The 20,825-nt window shown below is 75.8% G+C and carries 2 protein-coding genes and 1 pseudogene; all 3 read left to right on the top strand.

Going from position 1 to position 20,825, the window contains the following annotated elements; all coding sequences use genetic code 11:
• Positions 1 to 13: 13 nt before the first annotated feature.
• Positions 14 to 19,057, top strand: a pseudogene (locus tag IAG43_RS34830) (type I polyketide synthase); the annotation flags it as partial.
• 82 nt (positions 19,058 to 19,139) lie between these two features.
• A complete protein-coding gene (locus IAG43_RS33160) occupies positions 19,140 to 20,075 on the top strand; it encodes an ABC transporter ATP-binding protein (RefSeq protein WP_187744883.1) in 936 nt (311 codons plus the stop codon).
• Positions 20,072 to 20,809: an ABC transporter permease gene (locus IAG43_RS33155; RefSeq protein ID WP_187744882.1), complete on the top strand. Its 738-nt coding sequence runs from the start codon at positions 20,072 to 20,074 to the stop codon at positions 20,807 to 20,809. Before IAG43_RS33160 ends, IAG43_RS33155 begins: the two co-directional genes overlap by 4 nt.
• Positions 20,810 to 20,825: the final 16 nt, after the last annotated feature.

Here is a 20,825-nt window from a genome sequence, read left to right as displayed (position 1 = left end):
CGGCGCACGAGCCGTATCCACCGAGGACAAGCTGCGGGACTACCTGAAGCGGGCCACCACGGACCTCGCCGCGGTACGCCGGCGGCTCCGGGCTGCGGAATCGGCCGACCGCGAGCCGATCGCCGTCGTCGGCATGGCCTGCCGCTACCCCGGGGGCGTCGACTCGCCCGAGGCGCTGTGGCGCCTGGTGCGCGACCAGGGCGACGCCGTCTCCGGGTTCCCCACCGACCGGGGCTGGGACATGGCGCCCTTCGACGCCGGTGCCGCCGCCGGCGTCGAGTTCACCCGCGAAGGCGGGTTCATCGACGCGGTCGCCGACTTCGACCCCTCGCTCTTCAACATCTCGCCGCGCGAAGCCCTCGCCATGGACCCGCAGCAGCGCCTCGTCCTGGAGACCTCCTGGGAGGCCGTGGAGCGGGCCGGCATCGACCCGCTCTCGCTGCGCGGCAGCCGCACCGGCGTCTTCACCGGCGTCATGTACAACGAGTACGCGTCCCGTGCCCTGTCCGTCCCCGAGGAGGTCGCCGGCCACCTGGGCACCGGCAGCAGCGGCAGCGTCGTCTCCGGCCGCGTCTCCTACACCCTCGGCCTCGAGGGCCCCGCACTGACGATCGACACGGCGTGCTCGTCGTCGCTGGTCGCCCTGCACCTCGCGGTGCGCTCGCTGCGCAGCGGGGAGTGCTCCCTCGCCCTGGCGGGCGGCGTCACCGTCATGATCACCCCCAACACGTTCATCGACTTCGGCATGGCCGGCGCGCTCTCCGCGGACGGCCGCTGCCGGGCCTTCTCGGCGGACTCCGGCGGCACCGGCTGGAGCGAGGGCGTGGGCGTGCTCCTCGTGGAGCGCCTGTCCGACGCGCTGCGCAACGGCCACCGCGTGCTCGCCGTGGTGCGCGGCAGCGCGGTCAACCAGGACGGCGCCTCCAGCGGCCTCACCGCCCCCAACGGCCCCTCGCAGCAGCGGGTGATCCGTGCCGCGCTGGACGCGGCCCGGCTCACCACCGCCGACGTGGACGCCGTCGAGGCGCACGGCACCGGCACGACACTCGGCGACCCGATCGAGGCCCAGGCGCTCCTCGCGACCTACGGCCAGGACCGGTCCGACGACAAGCCGCTGTACCTCGGGTCGCTGAAGTCCAACATCGGCCACACGCAGGCCGCCGCCGGTGTCGGCGGTGTCATCAAGATGGTGGAGGCGATGCGCCACGGCGTGCTGCCCGCCACACTGCACGTCTCCGAGCCCACGCCCCACGTGGACTGGACGGCCGGTGCCGTCGAGCTGCTGACCGAACCCCGTGAGTGGCCGGAGGGCGACGAGCCCCGCCGGGCCGGGGTCTCCTCGTTCGGCGTGAGCGGCACCAACGCCCACGTGATCCTGGAGGAGTACCGGCCCGCCGCGGACGATGCCGCTCCGGAGCCCGCCGAACCTGCTGCTCCCGCCGCTGCTGGTGTTCCGGCTGCTGGTGTGGTGGGTGGTGTGGTGCCGTGGGTGGTGTCGGGGCGGACCGAGCAGGCGTTGCGTGGTCAGGCTGCGCGGTTGCTGGAGTGTGTGGGTGGGTGGGAGGCGGACGGGGACGGGCCGGGTGTGGGCCGGGTCGGGTTCTCGCTGGCGGCGACGCGTGCGGCGCTGGGTCATCGTGCGGTGGTGCTGGGTTCGGACGTGGCGGACTTCCGGCGGGGGCTTGAGGCGCTTGCGGAGGGTCGTGAGGTTCCGGGTGTCGTCACGCGGGTGACCGGGGGTGCGGCGGGTCAGGGTGCTCCGGTGCTGGTGTTCCCGGGTCAGGGGTCGCAGTGGCTGGGTATGGGGCGTGAGCTGGCCGTGTTCTCGCCGGTGTTCCGGGAGTCGCTTGCGGAGTGTGCGGCGGCGTTGGAGCCGTTCGCGGACGGCTGGTCGCTGCTGGAGGTGCTGGAGAGCGGCGACGAGGTGTTGTGGGGCCGGGTGGATGTGGTCCAGCCGGTGTTGTGGGCGTTGATGGTGTCGCTGGCCCGGCTGTGGCGCTCGGCGGGTGTGGTGCCGTCTGCGGTGGTGGGGCATTCGCAGGGGGAGATCGCGGCTGCGGTCGTCGCCGGGGGCTTGTCGTTGTCGGACGGTGCCCGTGTGGTGGCGTTGCGGTCGCGTGCGTTGCGGGTGCTGGCGGGCCGGGGCGGGATGGTGTCGCTGGCGGCGGGTCCGGGGACGGCGCGTGAGCTGGTGGAGCCGTTCGGTGGCCGGGTGTCGGTTGCCGCGGTGAACGGTCCGGGTGCGACGGTGGTGTCGGGTGAGCCGGACGCGCTGGACGAGTTGATGGCCGTCTGCGAGGCGCGGGGGGTGCGGGCGCGTCGGGTGCCGGTGGACTATGCGTCGCATTCGGTGCAGGTGGAGGAGTTGCGGGAGCGGATTCTCGCGGATCTTGCCGTGGTGGCGCCGGTGTCGTCTGCTGTTCCGTTGTATTCGTCGGTGACGGGTGGGCGGATCGACACGGCGGTGATGGATGCCGGGTACTGGTACGAGAGTCTGCGGTCGCTGGTGCGGTTCGACGAGGCGACGGGTGCGTTGCTGGCGGACGGCCGGTCGGTGTTCCTGGAGTGCAGCCCGCATCCGGTGCTGACTCCGGGGATTGAGCAGTCGGTGGAGGAGTCGGGGCGTCCGGGTGTCACGCTGGCGACGTTGCAGCGGGACAAGGGCGATGCCATGCGCTGGCTGTCGGCGCTGGCGGAGGCGCATGTCGCCGGGGTGCCGGTCGACTGGACCGCCGTCCTGCCCGAGGCCCGGCCCGTCGACCTCCCCACCTACGCCTTCCAGAGACGACGCTACTGGCTCGACACCGCCGAACCCGAGCGGCCCGTCACCGACCGCGCACAGGACTGGTTCTGGTCCGCCGTCGAGAACGAGGACCTCGAAGCACTCCAGCGGACACTCGACGTCAGCGGCCGGACCCCGCTCGCCGAAGCCCTGTCCGCGCTCTCCTCATGGCACCGGCGCGACCGCGAACGCAACCGGGCCGAAGGCTGGTCCTACCGGACCGCGTGGACCCCCGCCCAGTTCCCCGCGGCACGGCTCGACGGCCGCTGGCTGGTGGCCGTCCACGCCGACCACCCCGCCGGCACCCTGGTCACCGGGCTGCTCACCGCCCTCGCGGAAGCCGGCGCCACCGCCGACGTGCTGACCGTGGCCCCCGACGACCGGCGCGGCGACCTCGCCGACCGCCTGCGCGGCGCCGACGGCGTCCTGTCCCTGCTCGCCCTCGCCGAGGACCCCGCCCCGGAACACCCCTCCACCCCGGCCGGGTTCGCCGCCGGCATCACCCTGCTGCACGCCGTGCACGACACCGGCGAGCCGATACGCCTGTGGTGCGCCACCTCCGGCGCCGTGGCGGCCGGCCCCGGCGACACCGTCACCCACCCGGCACAGGCCCTCACCTGGGGGCTCGGACGCGTCGCCGCCCACGAGTACACCCAGTGGGGCGGCCTGGTCGACCTGCCTGCCGACCCCGAGCCCCGCGCACTGGCCCGCCTCGCGACCGTCCTCGCCGGCACGGGCGAGGACCAGGCGGCGGTCCGCGCCACCGGCGTCTTCGTCCCCCGCCTGCGCCGCGCCGAGCCCGCCCCGCCCGGCCCCGCCTGGCAGGCCACCGGCACCGTCCTCGTCACCGGCGGAACCGGAGGCATCGGCGCACACGTGGCCCGCTGGCTCGCCGCCGCGGGCGCCGGACACCTGCTCCTGCTCAGCCGGCGCGGCCCGGACGCCCCCGGCGCGGCGGAACTCGCCGCCGAGCTGGAGGAATCGGGCGCCGAGGTCACCATCGCCGCCGTGGACGCCGCCGACCACGACGCGCTCGCCGCCGTCCTCGCCGGCCTGCCCGAGGCGCACCCGCTGACCGCCGTCTTCCACGCCGCCGGAGTCGTCGACTCCAGCATCGTGGACTCCCTCACCCCCGACCGCGTCGAGACCGCGCTGCGCGCCAAGGCCGCCAGCGCCCTCAACCTGCACCGGCTCACCGCACACCTGGACCTCTCGGCCTTCGTCCTCTTCTCGTCGCTGGCCGGCGTCTTCGGCTCGGCGGGCGAGGGCAACTACGCCCCCGGCAACGCCTTCCTGGACGCCTTCGCCCAGCACCGCCGCGCCCAGGGCCTGCCCGCGACCTCCGTCGCCTGGGGCTCCTGGGCCGGCGCCGGGATGGCGGAGGGAGGCTTCGGCGACGTCCTCGAACGCCACGGCATCCTCCGCATGGAACCCGCACACGCGCTCGCCGGACTGCGCACGGCACTGGAACGGGACGAGACGACGCTCGCCGTCGCCGACATCCGCTGGGAGGTCTTCTCCTGGTTCTTCACCGCCACCCGGCCCAGCCGCCTCCTCGACGAACTCCCCGACATCCGCGCCCTCCGGGAGACGGCCGAACAGAACGCCACCGCCCGGGGCGACGCCGCCGAACAGGAGGACCTGCCGCCGGCCAGACGGCTCGCCGGGGCCTCCGAGGCCGAGCGCAACCGGTTCCTGCTCGACCTGGTCCGCGACCAGGTGGCGCTGGTGCTCGGCCACGACTCCGTCGCCGAGGTGGAGCCCGGCCGGGCCTTCGGCGAACTGGGACTCACCTCCGCCGGCGCCGTCGAACTGCGCAACCGCCTGACCTTCACCACCGGTCTGCGGATGTCCGCCACCCTCGTCTTCGACCACCCCAGCCCGCTCGCGCTCTCCCGCCACCTCGCCGCCGAGATCGCCCGGGGAGCCGCCGGAGCCGCCGGAGCCGCCGGAGCCGCCGGACCCGCCCCCGACGCGACGCCGCCGGCCGCGCCCGTCCCCGCCGCCGCCCCGGCGGACGACGACCCGATCGTCCTCGTCGGCATGGCCTGCCGCTTCCCGGGCGGCGTCCGCTCCCCGGAGGACCTGTGGGAGCTGGTCCGCTCCGGCACCGACGCCATGGGCCCCTTCCCCGCCGACCGCGGCTGGGACCTCGACGCACCCGGCGACTACCCGCGCACCGGCGGCTTCCTCCCCGACGCGACCGCCTTCGACGCCGACCTGTTCGGCATCTCGCCGCGCGAGGCGCTCGCGATGGACCCCCAGCAGCGGCTGCTCCTCGAAGCGTCCTGGGAGGTACTGGAGCGCGCGGGCATCCACCCCCGTTCGCTCGCCGGGTCGCGCACCGCCGTGTACGCCGGCGCCGGCGGCCAGGACTACCTGACCGTGCTCTCGGCCGACCCCGAGGCCGGCGACGGCTACCTCGTCACCGGCGGGTCCCCCAGCGTGCTGTCCGGCCGCGTGGCCTACGCGTTCGGCTTCGAGGGCCCGGCCGTCACCGTCGACACCGCCTGCTCCTCCTCCCTGGTCGCCCTGCACCTGGCGTGCCAGTCACTGCGCCACCACGAGTCCGACCTGGCGCTGGTCGGCGGCGTCAACGTGATCTCCCTGCCGTCCGTGTTCGCCGAGTTCACCAAGCAGCGCGGCCAGGCCGCCGACGGCCGCTGCAAGGCCTTCGCCGCCGGAGCCGACGGCACCGGCTGGGGCGAGGGCGTCGGCGTCCTGCTCGTCGAAAGGCTCTCGGACGCCCGCCGCCACGGGCACGACGTGCTCGCGGTGGTCCGCGGCAGCGCCGTCAACTCCGACGGCGCGTCGAACGGCCTGACGGCGCCGAACGGCCCCGCGCAGCAGCGGGTGATCCGTGCCGCGCTGGCCTCGGCGGGCCTCGCGCCCGGTGACGTGGACGCCGTCGAGGCGCACGGCACGGGCACCCGGCTCGGCGACCCGATCGAGGCGCAGGCCCTGCTCGCCACCTACGGCCAGGACCGCGACGAACCCCTCTGGCTGGGGTCGGTGAAGTCCAACATCGGCCACACCCAGGCGGCCGCCGGTGTCGTCGGCGTGATCAAGGCGGTCATGGCGCTGCGCCACGGCGAACTGCCGCGGACGCTGCACGTGGACGAGCCGACCCCCGAAGTGGACTGGTCGGCAGGCTCCGTCGAACTGCTCACCGAGAACCGCCCGTGGCCCCGGACCGGCCGGCCGCGCAGGGCCGCCGTGTCGTCGTTCGGCATCAGCGGCACCAACGCGCACACCGTCCTGGAGCAGGCCCCCGAGCCCGCCGAGACCCCCGCCGCCACCCGGCGGCACGAGCCCGGACACCCCGCCCTGCCGCTGCCCGTCCCCCTCTCCGGCGCCACGCCCGACGCCCTCGCCCAGCTGGCCGGCCGCCTCGCCGCCGTCGACGCGCACCCCGCCGACCTGGCGCACACCCTCGTCACCACGCGCGCCGACCTGGACCACCGGGCGGTGGTCCTCGGGAACCACACCGCCGCACTGACGGCACTGGCAGCGGGCGAGCAGCCGCAGGACGCGGTGTGCGACCAGGTCGTGCACGGCGGGCTGGCCCTGCTCTTCACCGGCCAGGGCGCGCAGCGCGCCGGAATGGGACGCGAACTCTACGAGACGTTCCCCGTGTTCGCGGACGCGTTCGACGCGGTCTGCGCCCGGGTGGAGCTCGAACGTCCGCTGCGGGACGTGGTGTTCGGGGACGCGGACGCGCTGGACCGCACGGTCTACGCCCAGGCGGGGCTGTTCGCGGTCGAGGTCGCGCTCTACCGGCTCGTGGAGTCGTGGGGTGTGACCGCTGACGTCCTCGTCGGTCACTCGATCGGTGAGCTGGCCGCCGCGCATGTCGCCGGTGTGCTCTCCCTCGACGACGCCTGCCGTCTCGTCTCGGCGCGGGGCCGGCTGATGGAGGCGCTGCCGGAGGGCGGCGCGATGCTGGCCGTCGAGCTGGCCGAGGAGGGGCTGGAGCTGCCCGAGGGCGTGGACCTCGCGGCGGTGAACGGGCCGACATCGCTCACCGTCTCCGGCGACGCGCAGGCGATCGACGGGCTGGAGGAGCGGCTGCGGGCCGACGGTGTCCGGGTGAAGCGGCTGACGGTCTCGCACGCGTTCCACTCGCACCTGATGGAGCCGATGCTGGCGGACTTCGCGTCCGTGGCGGAGTCGCTGACGTACCACGCCCCGAGCATTCCCGTCGTTCCCACCGCGCCCGGCGACATGGCCACGCCCGGCTACTGGGTGTCGCAGATCCGGCAGCCCGTCCGCTTCGCCGACGCGATCGCCTCTCTCGGCGGTGCGCGCACGGCACTGGAGCTCGGCCCCGCGGGCGTGCTCTCCGTCTTCGCCGCGGAGCAGGCCGACACCCTCGCCGCCGTACCCGCACTGCGCCCGGACCGTCCCGAGGCCGTCACCCTCCTCGCCGCCGTCGCGCGCCTGCACACCCGTGGCGTCCCCGTCGACTGGTCCGCCTACCTGGCCCCGTTCGGGGGCGTCCGGACCGACCTGCCCACCTACCCGTTCGCCCGGCGCAGGCACTGGCCCAACCCCGTCGCCCCCCGCCCCGCCACTGCGGAGAACCCGGCCGAGCGCGAGTTCTGGGCCGCCGTGGAATCGGCCGACGCCGACGCGGTCGCCGGAGCGCTGCGACTGGACGAGGAACAGCGCGACGGCCTGGGCGCCGTCCTGCCCGCACTCGCCGCCTGGCGCGAGCAGGGCCGGCACAAGGCCACCACCGACGCCTGGCGCTACCGCGTCGGCTGGAGCCCCCTCGCCGACCGGCCGGCCCGGCTGCACGGCACCTGGCTCCTGGTCACGGGCGGTACCGCGCCCGACGGACTCGTGGCGGGCCTCGGCGCCGCGGGCGCCGAGGTCGTCGAGATGACCGGACCCGGCGGGGACCGCGCCGGGTGCGCCGAGCGGATGGCCGGCCTGGCGTCCGCCGCGGTGGACGCGGCACGTCCCGTCGCCGGTGTCATCGTGTGCGCCGAAACCGCCGCGGACCTGCTGACGGCCGTCCAGGCCCAGGGCGACGCCGGACTCGCCGCACCGCTGTGGTGCCTCACCTCGCGAGCCGTCGCGGCCGTGCCCGGCGACGCATGCCACCCCGCCGCGGCCCAGCTGTGGGGACTCGGCCGGGTCGCCGCCATGGAACACCCCGACCGCTGGGGCGGCCTGGTCGACGTGCCCGAGAACCTCGACCGCCGCGCGGCCGGACGGCTGGCCCAGGTGCTGTCCGGGGAGACGGGCGAGGACCAGGCGGCCGTCCGGCCGACCGGCGTCCACGTCCGCCGGCTGCGGCGCGCTCCCACCACGGCCGGGCAGGCACGCGGCGCCGAGTGGCGTGCCGACGGCACGTTCCTCGTCACCGGCGGCACCGGCGCACTGGGCGGCAAGGTCGCCCGGCTGCTGGCCGAGCGCGGAGCGGCCCGCCTCGTCCTCGCGAGCCGTCGCGGTCCCGCCGCACCGGGCGCGGCCGAACTGGTCGCGCAGCTCGCGGAACGCGGCTGCGACGCCGTCGTCGTCCCCTGCGACCTGGGCGACCGGGAAGCCGTCGCCGAGCTGCTGGAACGCCACCCGGTGACCGCGGTCGTGCACACCGCGGGCATCGTCGACGACGGTGTCCTCGACACGATGACGCCCGAACGCCTCACCGCGGTGCTCGACGCCAAGGCCCACTCCGCCGACCTGCTGGACGAACTCACCGGCCACCTCACCGACTTCGTCGTCTTCTCCTCCGTCGCGGGCGTCATCGGCGGTGCCGGACAGGGCCCCTACGCCGCCGCCAACGCGCACCTCGACGCCCTGGTCGAACGCCGCCGCTCCCGCGGCCTGCCCGGCACCGCCCTCGCCTGGGGCGCCTGGGCGGGAGCGGGCATGGCCGCCGACCCGGCCGCCGCCGCCCGGGTCGCGCGCGGCGGACTGCCCCCCATGCCGGAGGAGCGGGCCCTCGAAGCCATGGCCACCGCCCTGGCCGGGGGAGACGGCACGCTCGTCGTCGCCGACATCGACTGGGAACGCTTCGCCCCCGGCTTCACCGCGGTCCGGCCCAGCAGGCTCTTCGCCGAACTCCCCGAGGCCGTCCCGGTCGTCCGCGGCGTCGAGGCGGCCCCCGGCCCCGTCGCGTTCGCCGCGCCGGACGCGGACGTGGCCGAGCAGGCGCTCGCGGCGGAGACCCTCGTCCTGGAGGCCGTCGCGGCCGTCCTCGGACACGGCTCCTCCGCGGCCGTGGAGCGCGAACGCGCCTTCCACGACCTGGGGTTCGACTCCCTCACCGCCCTGGAACTGCGCAACCTGCTGACCTCGCGCACCGGACTCTCCCTGCCGGCCGGCCTGGTCTTCGACTTCCCGACGCCCGTGGCCCTCGCCGCCCACCTGCTCTCGCTGCTCTCCGGCCGGACGCCGGCATCCGCCGCCCCCTCGACGGGCGGCCGTGCGGCGGCCGACGAGCCGATCGCCGTCATCGGCATGGCCTGCCGCTTCCCCGGGGGCGTGGACTCGCCCGAGGCGCTGTGGAGCCTGGTGGCCTCGGGAACCGACGCGATGGGCGACTTCCCCGCCGACCGGGGCTGGGACCTCGACGCCCTCCTCGGCCCCGACGGACTCTCGTCCAGCCGCGCGGGCGGCTTCCTCGACGACATCGCCTCCTTCGACGCCGGCCTGTTCAACATCTCGCCGCGCGAGGCCCTGGCCATGGACCCGCAGCAGCGGCTCCTGCTGGAGACCTCCTGGGAGGCGTTCGAGCGGGCCGGCATCGACCCGGCCTCGGTCGGCGGCAGCGACACCGGCGTCTTCGCGGGCACCAACGGCCAGGACTACGCGGGCCTGCTGCTCGGCTCGGGGACCGACACCGACGGACACCTCGGCACCGGCAACACCGCCAGCGTCCTGTCCGGCCGCATCTCCTACACCTTCGGCCTCCGCGGACCCGCGCTCAGCGTCGACACGGCGTGCTCGTCGTCGCTGGTCGCCCTGCACCTCGCGGCCCAGTCGCTGCGCAACGGCGAATGCTCCATGGCCCTGGCGGGCGGCGTCACCGTCATGCCGCTGCCCGGTACCTTCATCGAGTTCAGCACCCAGGGCGCGCTCTCCACCGACGGCCGCTGCAAGGCCTTCTCGGCGGACGCCGACGGCACGGGCTGGGGCGAGGGCGTCGGCATGCTCCTCGTGGAGCGGCTGTCCGACGCCCAGCGGCTCGGCCACCGCGTGCTGGCGGTCGTCCGCGGCACCGCGGTCAACCAGGACGGCGCCTCCAACGGCCTCACCGCCCCCAACGGCCCCTCGCAGGAACGGGTCATCCGTGCCGCGCTGGACGCGGCCGGGCTGACGCCCGCCGATGTGGACGCCGTCGAGGCGCACGGCACGGGCACGACGCTCGGCGACCCGATCGAGGCCCACGCGCTGCTCGCCACCTACGGGCAGGACCGGACCGAACCCCTCTGGCTGGGGTCGGTGAAGTCCAACATCGGCCACACCCAGGCGGCCGCGGGCGTCGCGGGCGTGATCAAGCTCGTGGAGGCGATGCGCCACGGCGTGCTGCCGGCCACCCTCCACGCGGGGGAGCCGTCGCCGCACGTGGACTGGTCGGCGGGCGCGGTCGAGCTGCTGACCGAGGCGCGCCGGTGGCCCGAGACGGGCCGCCCGCGCCGCTCCGGCGTCTCCTCGTTCGGCGTGAGCGGCACCAACGCCCACGTGATCCTGGAGGCCGCTCCGGAGCCTGCCGAACCCGTCGCCGCCGGCGCTGTGCCGGCTGATGGTGTGGTGCCGTGGGTGGTGTCGGGGCGGACCGAGCAGGCGTTGCGTGGTCAGGCTGCGCGGTTGCTGGAGTGTGTGGGTGGGTGGGAGGCGGGCGGGGACGGGCCGGGTGTGGGCCGGGTCGGGTTCTCGCTGGCGGCGACGCGTGCGGCGCTGGGTCATCGTGCGGTGGTGCTGGGTTCGGACGTGGCGGACTTCCGGCGGGGGCTTGAGGCGCTTGCGGAGGGTCGTGAGGTTCCGGGTGTCGTCACGCGGGTGACCGGGGGTGCGGCGGGTCAGGGTGCTCCGGTGCTGGTGTTCCCGGGTCAGGGGTCGCAGTGGCTGGGTATGGGGCGTGAGCTGGCCGGGTTCTCGCCGGTGTTCCGGGAGTCGCTGGAGGAGTGTGCGGCGGCGTTGGAGCCGTTCGCGGACGGCTGGTCGCTGCTCGATGTTCTCAGCAGTGATGACGAGGTGTTGTGGGGCCGGGTGGATGTGGTCCAGCCGGTGTTGTGGGCGTTGATGGTGTCGCTGGCCCGGCTGTGGCGCTCGGCGGGTGTGGTGCCGTCTGCGGTGGTGGGGCATTCGCAGGGGGAGATCGCGGCTGCGGTCGTCGCCGGGGGCTTGTCGTTGTCGGACGGTGCCCGTGTGGTGGCGTTGCGGTCGCGTGCGTTGCGGGTGCTGGCGGGCCGGGGCGGGATGGTGTCGCTGGCGGCGGGTCCGGGGACGGCGCGTGAGCTGGTGGAGCCGTTCGGTGGCCGGGTGTCGGTTGCCGCGGTGAACGGTCCGGGTGCGACGGTGGTGTCGGGTGAGCCGGACGCGCTGGACGAGTTGATGGCCGTCTGCGAGGCGCGGGGGGTGCGGGCGCGTCGGGTGCCGGTGGACTATGCGTCGCATTCGGTGCAGGTGGAGGAGTTGCGGGAGCGGATTCTCGCGGATCTTGCCGTGGTGGCGCCGGTGTCGTCTGCTGTTCCGTTGTATTCGTCGGTGACGGGTGGGCGGATCGACACGGCGGTGATGGATGCCGGGTACTGGTACGAGAGTCTGCGGTCGCTGGTGCGGTTCGACGAGGCGACGGGTGCGTTGCTGGCGGACGGCAGGTCGGTGTTCCTGGAGTGCAGCCCGCACCCGGTGCTGACTCCGGGTATCGAGCAGTCGGTGGAGGAGTCGGGGCGTCCGGGTGTCACGCTGGCGACGTTGCAGCGGGACAAGGGCGATGCCATGCGCTGGCTGTCGGCGCTGGCGGAGGCGCATGTCGCCGGGGTGCCGGTCGACTGGACCGCCGTCCTGCCCGAGGCCCGGCCCGTCGACCTCCCCACCTACGCCTTCTCACGCGACCGGTACTGGCCCACCCCCGCCGAGCGCCCCGCCGCCGGACCCGAGGACGGGCCGGCCGCCGACCCGGCGGAACAGGCCTTCTGGGGCGGCGTCGAGAGCGGCGACGCCGAGGCCGTCGCCGAAACCCTCGGCGTCCCCGCACCGGACCTCGCCCACCTCCTGCCCGCCCTCGCCGCGTGGCGGCAGGGCCGTCGCCAGGAGACGGCCGTCGCCTCCTGGCGCTACGACGTCGCATGGAGCCCCCTCGTCGGACTCCCGAACACCACGCCGACGGGACGCTGGCTGCTGGTCCTCCCGTCGTCCGGGGCGGAAGCCGAACGCGCCACCGTGCGCGCCGCGCTCGCCCCGACCGCCGACATCACCGAGATCACCGTCCACGCCGGGACCGGGCGGGCCGAACTCGCCGCCGCACTCCCCGACCCGGACGGCCTCACCGGCGCGGTCTCCCTGCTGGCCCTCGACGAACGCCCGCACCCCGCGGGACCGGCCCTGCCCACCGGCACCGGCGACACCGTCACCCTGCTCCAGGCACTCGGCGACACGGACACCGCCGCACCCCTGTGGTGCGTCACCCGCGGCGCCGTCGCCGCGGGCCGCGCCGACGGCGAGGTGAGCCGCGCCCAGGCGATGCTGTGGGGCCTCGGGCGCAGCGCCGCACTCGAACACCCCCGGCACTGGGGCGGTCTGATCGACCTCTCCGCCGACGACACCCGGTCCGCCGCCCGGCTCGGCGCGGTCCTGGCCGGCGCCGCCGGGAACGAGGACCAGCTGGCCGTCCGCCCGTCCGGTGTCTTCGCCCGCCGCGTACGGCACACCGCCCCGGAACCGCACCCCGCGGGCCGCCCCCGGGTCCCCGGCGGTCCCGTCCTCGTCACCGGCGGGACCGGCGCGCTCGGCCGGGAAGTCGCCCGCTGGCTCGCCGGACGCGGGGTCACCGACCTCGTCCTCGTCAGCCGCTCCGGGCCCCAGGCGCCCGGCACCGACGGCCTCGTCGCCGAACTGGCCGCACTCGGGGCGACGGCGACCGTCGCCGCCTGCGACGTCGCCGACCGCGACGCGCTCGCCGCGCTGCTCGCCGAACACCCCGTCACCGGCGTCGTCCACACCGCCGGCGTCGCGGCCACCGTGCCGCTCGCCGTCACCACCCCGGCCGAGATCGCCGAGGCCGCCCACGCCAAGGTGCTCGGCGCGCTCCACCTCGACGACCTGCTGGGGGAGCGGGCCGAACTCTTCGTCCTGTTCTCCTCGATCGCCGGCGTCTGGGGCAGCGGCGGACAGTCCGCCTACTCCGCCGCCAACGCGGCCCTCGACGCCCTCGCCGAACAGCGCGCCGCCCGCGGCCGTGCCGCCACCTCCGTGGCCTGGGGCGCCTGGGGCGGCAGCGGTATGGCCGCCGAACGGGACGCCGGCGACTACCTGCGCGACCGGGGCATCACGGCCATGGACCCGAAGCTGTGCCTCGCCGCGCTGGCCGCCGCCGTGGACTCGGGCCGCGCCACCGGCGTGGTCGCGGACATCGACTGGGCCCGCTTCGCCCCCTCGTTCACCCTGCGCCGCCCCAGCCCGCTGCTGGCCGACCTGCCGGAAGCGGCCGCCGCCGAGCCCGACGGCCCGGCCCCCGCGACCGGTGCCGACGCCGACGGCGCCGGTCACGAACTGCGCGGGCGGCTCCAGGCAGCCGTCCCCGCCGACCGCACCCGCATCCTGCTCGACGCGGTGCGCACCGTCGCCGCCCGGGTGCTCGGCCACAGCGGCCCCGAAGCCGTCGACCCCGACGAGGTCTTCACAGCCCTCGGCATCGACTCCCTCACCGCGCTCCGCGTCCGCGACGGCCTCTCCGCGGCGACCGGCCTGCGACTGCCGGCCACCCTGGTCTTCGACCACCCGACCGCCCGCGCCGCCGCCGCCGAACTGCTCGCCCGGCTCGGCACGGACGAGCCCGCCGCCGCCCCCGCCGGGGCCCGGCCCGCCGCCCCCGCCGGCACGGACGATCCCGTCGTCATCGTCTCGATGAGCTGCCGCTACCCCGGCGGAGCCGACTCCCCGGAGCGCTTCTGGGACCTGGTCGCGGCCGGCACCGACGCCATGTCGCCGTTCCCCGCGGACCGCGGCTGGGAACACCTGCCGGGAGCGGCCGGCTTCACCGCCGAGGGCGGCTTCCTGCACGACGCCACCGAGTTCGACGCCGACCTGTTCGGCATCTCGCCCCGCGAGGCCGTCGCCATGGACCCGCACCAGCGGGTGCTCCTCGAAGCCTCCTGGGAACTGCTGGAGCGCGGCGGAATCGCCCCCACCTCCGTACGGGGCACCCGCACCGGCGTCTTCGTCGGCGCCTCCGCCGCGGGCTACGCCATGACCGGCGTCCTGCCGGAGGGCTCCGAGAGCCATGCGCTGACCGGCACCTCCAACAGCGTGCTGTCCGGCCGCATCTCGTACACCTTCGGGCTGGAGGGCCCGGCGGTCACCGTCGACACGGCGTGCTCGTCGTCGCTGGTGGCGCTCCACCTGGCGGCGCAGTCGCTGCGCACGGGGGAGTGCGAGATGGCCCTTGCGGGCGGTGTCACCGTGATGCCCTCGCCCGCCGTGTTCGCGGAGTTCGACCGCCAGGGCGGCCTGGCCGTGAACGGCCGGTGCAAGGCGTTCGCGGCCGCCGCCGACGGCACGGGCTGGGGCGAGGGCGTCGGTCTGCTGCTGCTGGAGCGGCTGTCGGACGCGCGGCGCAACGGGCACGAGGTGCTCGGCGTGATCCGCGGCTCGGCGGTGAACCAGGACGGCGCGTCGAACGGCCTGACGGCGCCGAACGGTCCCGCGCAGCAGCGCGTGGTGCGGGCGGCGCTGGCCGCGGCCGGCCTGGGAACCTCCGACGTGGACGCCGTCGAGGCACACGGCACCGGCACCCGGCTCGGCGACCCGATCGAGGCGCAGGCCCTGCTCGCCACCTACGGCCAGGACCGCACCGAACCCCTCTACCTGGGGTCGGTGAAGTCCAACATCGGCCACACCCAGGCGGCTTCGGGCGTCGCGGGCGTCATCAAGATGGTCGAGGCGATCCGGCGGGGTGTGCTGCCGGCGACGCTCCACGTGGACGCGCCGACACCGCACGTGGACTGGTCGGCGGGCTCCGTCGAACTGCTGGCCGAGGCCCGGGAGTGGCCCGAGACGGGCCGCGCACGCCGGGCGGGCGTCTCCTCGTTCGGGATCAGCGGCACCAACGCCCACGTCCTCGTCGAGGAGGCCCCGCGTCCGCCGGCGCCGCAGCCGGCCGGCGACGCGGCCACACCCGCCCCGCTCCTCCTCTGGCCCGTCTCCGGGCGGACCGAGGACGCGCTGCGCGCCCAGGCGGGCCGGCTCCGCTCCTACCTCGACCGCACCGGCGCGGCGCTCGATCCGCGGGCCGTCGCCCGCCACCTGGCCACCGCCCGTGCCGCCCTCGAACACCGGGCCGTCGTCCTGGCACCCGACGCCGCCGGACTCCGCCGCGGCCTCGCCGAACTCGCCGGGGCCCCCGGCACCGGCACCGGACTCGTCCGGGGCACCGCCGCGAGCGGCGACCTCGCCTTCGTCTTCTCCGGCCAGGGCGCGCAGCGCGCCGGCATGGGCCGCGAACTGTACGAGACGTACCCGGTGTTCGCCGACGCCTTCGACGCGGTCTGCGCCCACCTCGACCCCGGCCTGGACCGGCCGCTGCGCGACGTCGTCCTCCACGACGCCGACGCGCTCGGCCGCACCGCCTGGACGCAGCTCGCCCTCTTCGCCTTCGAAGTGGCCCTCTTCCGGCTGCTGGAATCCTGGGACCTGACCCCCGACCGGCTCGCCGGCCACTCCGTCGGCGAACTCGCCGCCGCCCACGTCGCCGGCGTCCTCTCCCTCGCCGACGCCTGCACCCTCGTCGCCGCCCGCGCCCGGCTGATGGGCGCGCTGCCCGGGGGCGGCGCGATGATGTCGGTGCGGATGCCCGAGGCCGAGGCACGCGCCGCGCTCGCCGGATACGAGTCCCGCGTCGCGATCGCCGCCGTCAACACCCGTGACGAGGTCGTGCTCTCCGGCGACGCCGACGCCCTGGCCGAACTGGCCGCGGAGGGCCGGCGCACCGGCCGTACGGTGCGCGAACTCGACGTCTCGCACGCCTTCCACTCACCGCACATGGACCCCGTGCTCGACGCGTTCGCCGCCGTGGCCGCGACCCTCCGCTACCACCCCGCCCGGATCCCGCTGGTGTCCACGGTCACCGGTCTCGACGACGACGGCACGATGTCCGCCCCGGACTACTGGGTCCGCCAGATACGCGCCACCGTCCGTTTCTCCGACGCCGTCGGCACCCTCCTCGGCCGGGGCGTCACCCGCTTCGCCGAGATCGGACCGGGCGCCGCGCTCACCGTCCCCTTGGAGCGGACCCTGGAGCGCGCCCGCGCGCTCGACGACACCACCGCCCCCCTCGCCGTGTCGCTCCAGCGCTCCGGCAGGCCCGAACCCGCCACCCTGCTCACCGCCGTCGCCCGGCTGCACACGGCGGGCGTGCCCGTCGGCTGGCAGGCGCTCCTCGGTCCCGCCGACGGGCCCCGGCCGGACCTGCCGACGTACGCCTTCCAGCGGCGCCGCTACTGGCCCGCGCCGCACACCGCCGCCGCGGCCCCGCACACCGCCGCCGCGGCGGACGGCGGCGGCAGCACGGGCCGCTACCAGGAGAGCTGGCGCCCCCTGCCCGAGCCGGCCCCGGCCGTACCCGACGGCACCTGGCTCGCCGTCGGCGGCACGGACGACGCCGCCGGCGCCCTGGCCGGGAACCTGCGCGCCCAGGGCATGCGGGTGACCGCCGTCCCCGGCCGCTGGGACGACAGGCAGGCATGCGCCGCCGCCCTGCGGACGGCCCACGACGAGGCGCCCGACACCGCCGGCGTGCTCTGCCTCGCCGACGAGCCCGCCACCGTCCTCGCCGTCGCCCAGGCCCTCGACGACCTCGCGTCCGACGCCCGCCTGTGGTGCCTCACCACGGGCGCCGTCGCCACCGGCCCGGCCGACCCGCCCGCCGGCCCCGCACCCGCCGCCGTCTGGGGACTGGGCCGCACCCTCGGCCTGGAGGCCCCGCACCGCTGGGGCGGCCTGGTGGACCTGCCCGCGGAACCGGACCCGAGGACCGCCGCCCGCCTCGCCGCGCTGCTCGCCGCCGCGTCGGACGAGGACCAGATCGCCCTGCGGGCCACCCTCCTGGCCCGCAGGGTCACCACCGCCCCGGCGCCCGCCGCCGAGCCCTGGCAGCCCTCCGGAACCGTGCTCGTCACCGGCGGAACCGGCCGGCGCGGCCGGGTCCTGGCCGAGGCGCTCGCCGCGCAGGGAGCCGCCCACCTGGTGCTGCTCGGCCGGCGCGGCGCCGACGCGCCGGACGCCCGTGCGTTCGCCGACGCCCTGCCCGTCGAGGTCACCCTCGCCGCCGCGGACGTCACCGACCGGGCCGCCGTCGCCGAGGTCCTGGCGGCGATCCCCGCCGACCGGCCGCTCACCGCCGTGGTCCACGCCGCCGGCGCCGAACCCGACACCCCCTGGACCCGGCTGAGCCCCGGCGACCTGCGCACGTCGGCCGCCGCCGACGGCGCCCTGGTGCTCCACGAACTGACCGCCGAACTGGCCCCCGGACTCACGGCGTTCGTCATGATCTCCTCGGCCACCGGCGTCTGGGGCGGAACCGGAGCCGCGGCCCGCGCCGCCGCGAGCGCCCGCATGGACGCCCTCGCCGCCCACCGCCGCGCGCTCGGCCTGCCGGCCACCTCGGTCTCCTTCGGGCCGTGGGCGACCGGCGAGGACGACCCCGCCACCGCCCGCCACGGCCTGCGCCCCCTGGACCCCGGGACCGTCCGCACCGCCCTGGCCGAGGCCGTGGCCGCGCCCGGACCCCGCGCCGTCGTCGCCGACGTCGACTGGGCGCGCTTCCACCCCGCGTACACCCTCACCCGGCACCGGCCGCTCTTCGACGAGCTCCCCGAGGTCCGGCAGCTCACCGCCGCCCCCCGCACCCCCGTGCCCGCGGCGGGGCCCGGCCTCACCGGACCCGGCCTCACCGGACCCGGGCTCACCGGGCCCGAAGGGCAGCGGACCGCGCTCGACCTCGTCCGCACGACGGCCGCCGCCGTGCTCGGCCACACCGACACGTCGACCGTCACCCCCGACCGCGGGTTCCTGGAACTCGGCGTCGACTCGCTCGCCGCCCTCGAGATCCGCGACACCCTGGAACAGGCCACGGGCCTGTCCCTGCCGGGCACCGTCGTCTTCGACCACCCCTCGCCCGCCGCCCTCGCCCGCCACCTCGCCTCGGGGACGGGCGCCGCGGGCGGCGCCGGAGCACCGCCCGCGCCCGTGCTCGGCATCTCGCCCACCGACCGCAACCCGGTCGGCCTGCTCGACTCCCTCTACCGGGAGGCGGTGCGCACCGGCCGCATCCACGAGTTCCTCGAACTCGTCGGTGAGACCGCGAAGTTCCGGCCCACCGCCGACGACGTGAGAGAGGCCGGCGGACCGGCCTCGCTCACCGCCCTCGCCGACGGCCCGGCACCCGAACTGCTGGTCTGCGTCAGCGGCATGACCGCCGGCGGCGGCCCGCACGAGTTCGCCCGCCTCGCCGCGCCGCTGCGCGGCGCACGCCGGGTGGCCGCCGTGCCCGTCCTCGGCTACGGCCGCGGCGAACTGCTTCCGGCCACCCCCGAGGTCGCGCTGGACTGGCAGGCGCAGGGCGTCCTCGCCCACGCCGCGGGCACCCCGGTCGTCCTCTTCGGGCACTCCGGCGGCGCCCTCCTCGCCCACCGGCTCGCGGTCCGCCTCACCGAACTGGGCTTCCCGCCCGCCGGGCTGGTGCTCGCGGACGTCTACGCCCCCGACGACCCGCTGATGGCGGAGTGGAACCGGGAGCTGTCCGAGGGGGTCTTCGACCGGGTCGAGCAGTTCGTCGCCATGGACGACAGCCGTCTCACCGCGATGGCCTGGTACGGCGGCCTGTTCTGGACGAACCCGGAGCCCGACACCCGCATCCCGACCCTGCTGCTGCGCGCCTCGCAGCCGCTGCGCGAACCCGCCGACGGCCGTGACTGGCGCAGCACGTGGAAGGCCGCCCGCGACGTCGTCGACGTACCGGGCGACCACTTCACGATGATGGCCGAGCACGGCGGGACCACGGCCCGCGCAGTCCACCGGTGGATCGGGGAACTGCCCCGATGACCACCGGCGACCCGATCACACCGACAGTCCGGCCGGCCCCGGCGGGAGCGCCCGCGAGCGCCTGTTCCATGGAGGAATCCGCATGACGATCCAACCGCTGGCCCGTGCGACAGGGGTGAGCCGGCGCTACGGCGACAAGACGGCCGTGGACGGCATATCCCTCGACATCCCGGCCGGACAGCTGATCGGCCTCCTCGGCCCCAACGGCGCCGGGAAGAGCACCCTCATCAACCTCTTCACCGGACTGCGCCGGCCCACGGCCGGCCGGATCGAGCTGTTCGGCCGCGACCCGCGGGACGTGGAGGCCCGGCGCCGGATGGGCATGACGCCGCAGGAGACCGGCCTGCCCGAAACCCTCAAGGCCACCGAGGTGATGGCCTTCGTGGCGGCGCACTTCGCCCGCCCCGCCGACGTCGGTGAACTCCAGGAGCGGTTCGGCATCACCGAGTTCGCCCACCGCCAGGTCGGCGGCCTCTCCGGGGGCCAGAAGCGCCGCCTGGCCATCGCGCTCGCCTTCGTCGGCGACCCCGACCTGGTGTTCCTGGACGAGCCGACCACCGGCCTGGACGTCGAGGCCCGCCGCACCCTGTGGGACGGAGTCCGCGACTTCCACGCCCGCGGCGGCACGGTCGTGCTGACCAGCCACTACCTCGACGAGATCGAGGAGCTCGCCGAACGCGTCGTCATCATCGACGGGGGACGCTGCGTCGCCGACGACAGCGTCGCCGCGCTCCGCCGCGTCAGCGGCCTGCGCCGGGTCACCGTGCGGATGGCCGAGGTCCCCGACCTGCCCGGCCTCGTCGCCGTCGAACGCGAGGGCGAACGCGTGCACCTGATCTCCCAGGACTCCGACCGGACGGTGCGCGAACTGGTCGCCTCCGGCGCGCCCTTCGACGAACTCGACGTCAGCGCCGGCTCCCTGGAGGACGCCTTCCTGGCACTGCTCGGCCGCGACCGGCACGAGGCCCCGAACGCAGCCCGCCCCACCCCTGCCGTCGCGGAGGCGATCGCCCGATGAACACCACCCTCGCCTACGTCAAGTTCGAGATCCTGGAGGCCGTCCGCATCCCCGCGGTCTTCCTCGGCCTGCTCTTCATGCCCGCCGGCGGCATGTTCGTCTTCGTCATCCCCACCCTGGGCTCCGACCCCGCGGCCGCCACCATGGGCACGGCGTCCATGTGCCTCTTCGCGGTCCTCATCATCTGCTCCGCGCAGTACGGCATGGGAATCGCCGACGCCCGCATGAAGCCCTGGGGCGGATACGTCCGCACCCTGCCCGGCGGACCGGTGCCGCGGATGGTCTCCATGGTGACGCTGAGCCTGCTGATGACCGTGCTCGGCGCGATCCCGCTGATCCTCGTCGCCGCGCTCGGCACCGAGGCCACCGTCTCCCCGGGGCAGCTCCTGCTCGGCCTGCTGGCCCTCATGCTGGCCGTGGTGCCCTTCGCGCTCTTCATGCTGGCCGTCGGATACGCCGTCAACCCCTACCTGGTGGCCATGCTCATCAGCGTCACCCCGCTGGTCCTCGTCGTCCTCGGCGGCCTGCTCGCCGACCCGAACGCGACGGACGGCTTCATCGCCACGATCGCCCCGTACACCCCGGTCCGGGGGGCGGCGGAACTGGTCTGGGCGGCGGTCGGCGACTACCGGCCGCAGACCGCCTCGCTGATCGCCCAGGCGGTGTGGACCGTCGTCCTCGCCCTCGTCGCCTACCGCGCCTACCGCGCCGACGAGGGCCGCCGCTTCCGCTGACCGGCCCGTCCCGGGC

The sequence above is a fragment of the Streptomyces genisteinicus genome, assembly GCF_014489615.1.
GTDB classification, from domain to species: Bacteria; Actinomycetota; Actinomycetes; order Streptomycetales; family Streptomycetaceae; genus Streptomyces; species Streptomyces genisteinicus.
Note: the sequence above shows the minus strand (reverse complement) of the source record. Positions and strands in the feature narration are given on the sequence as shown.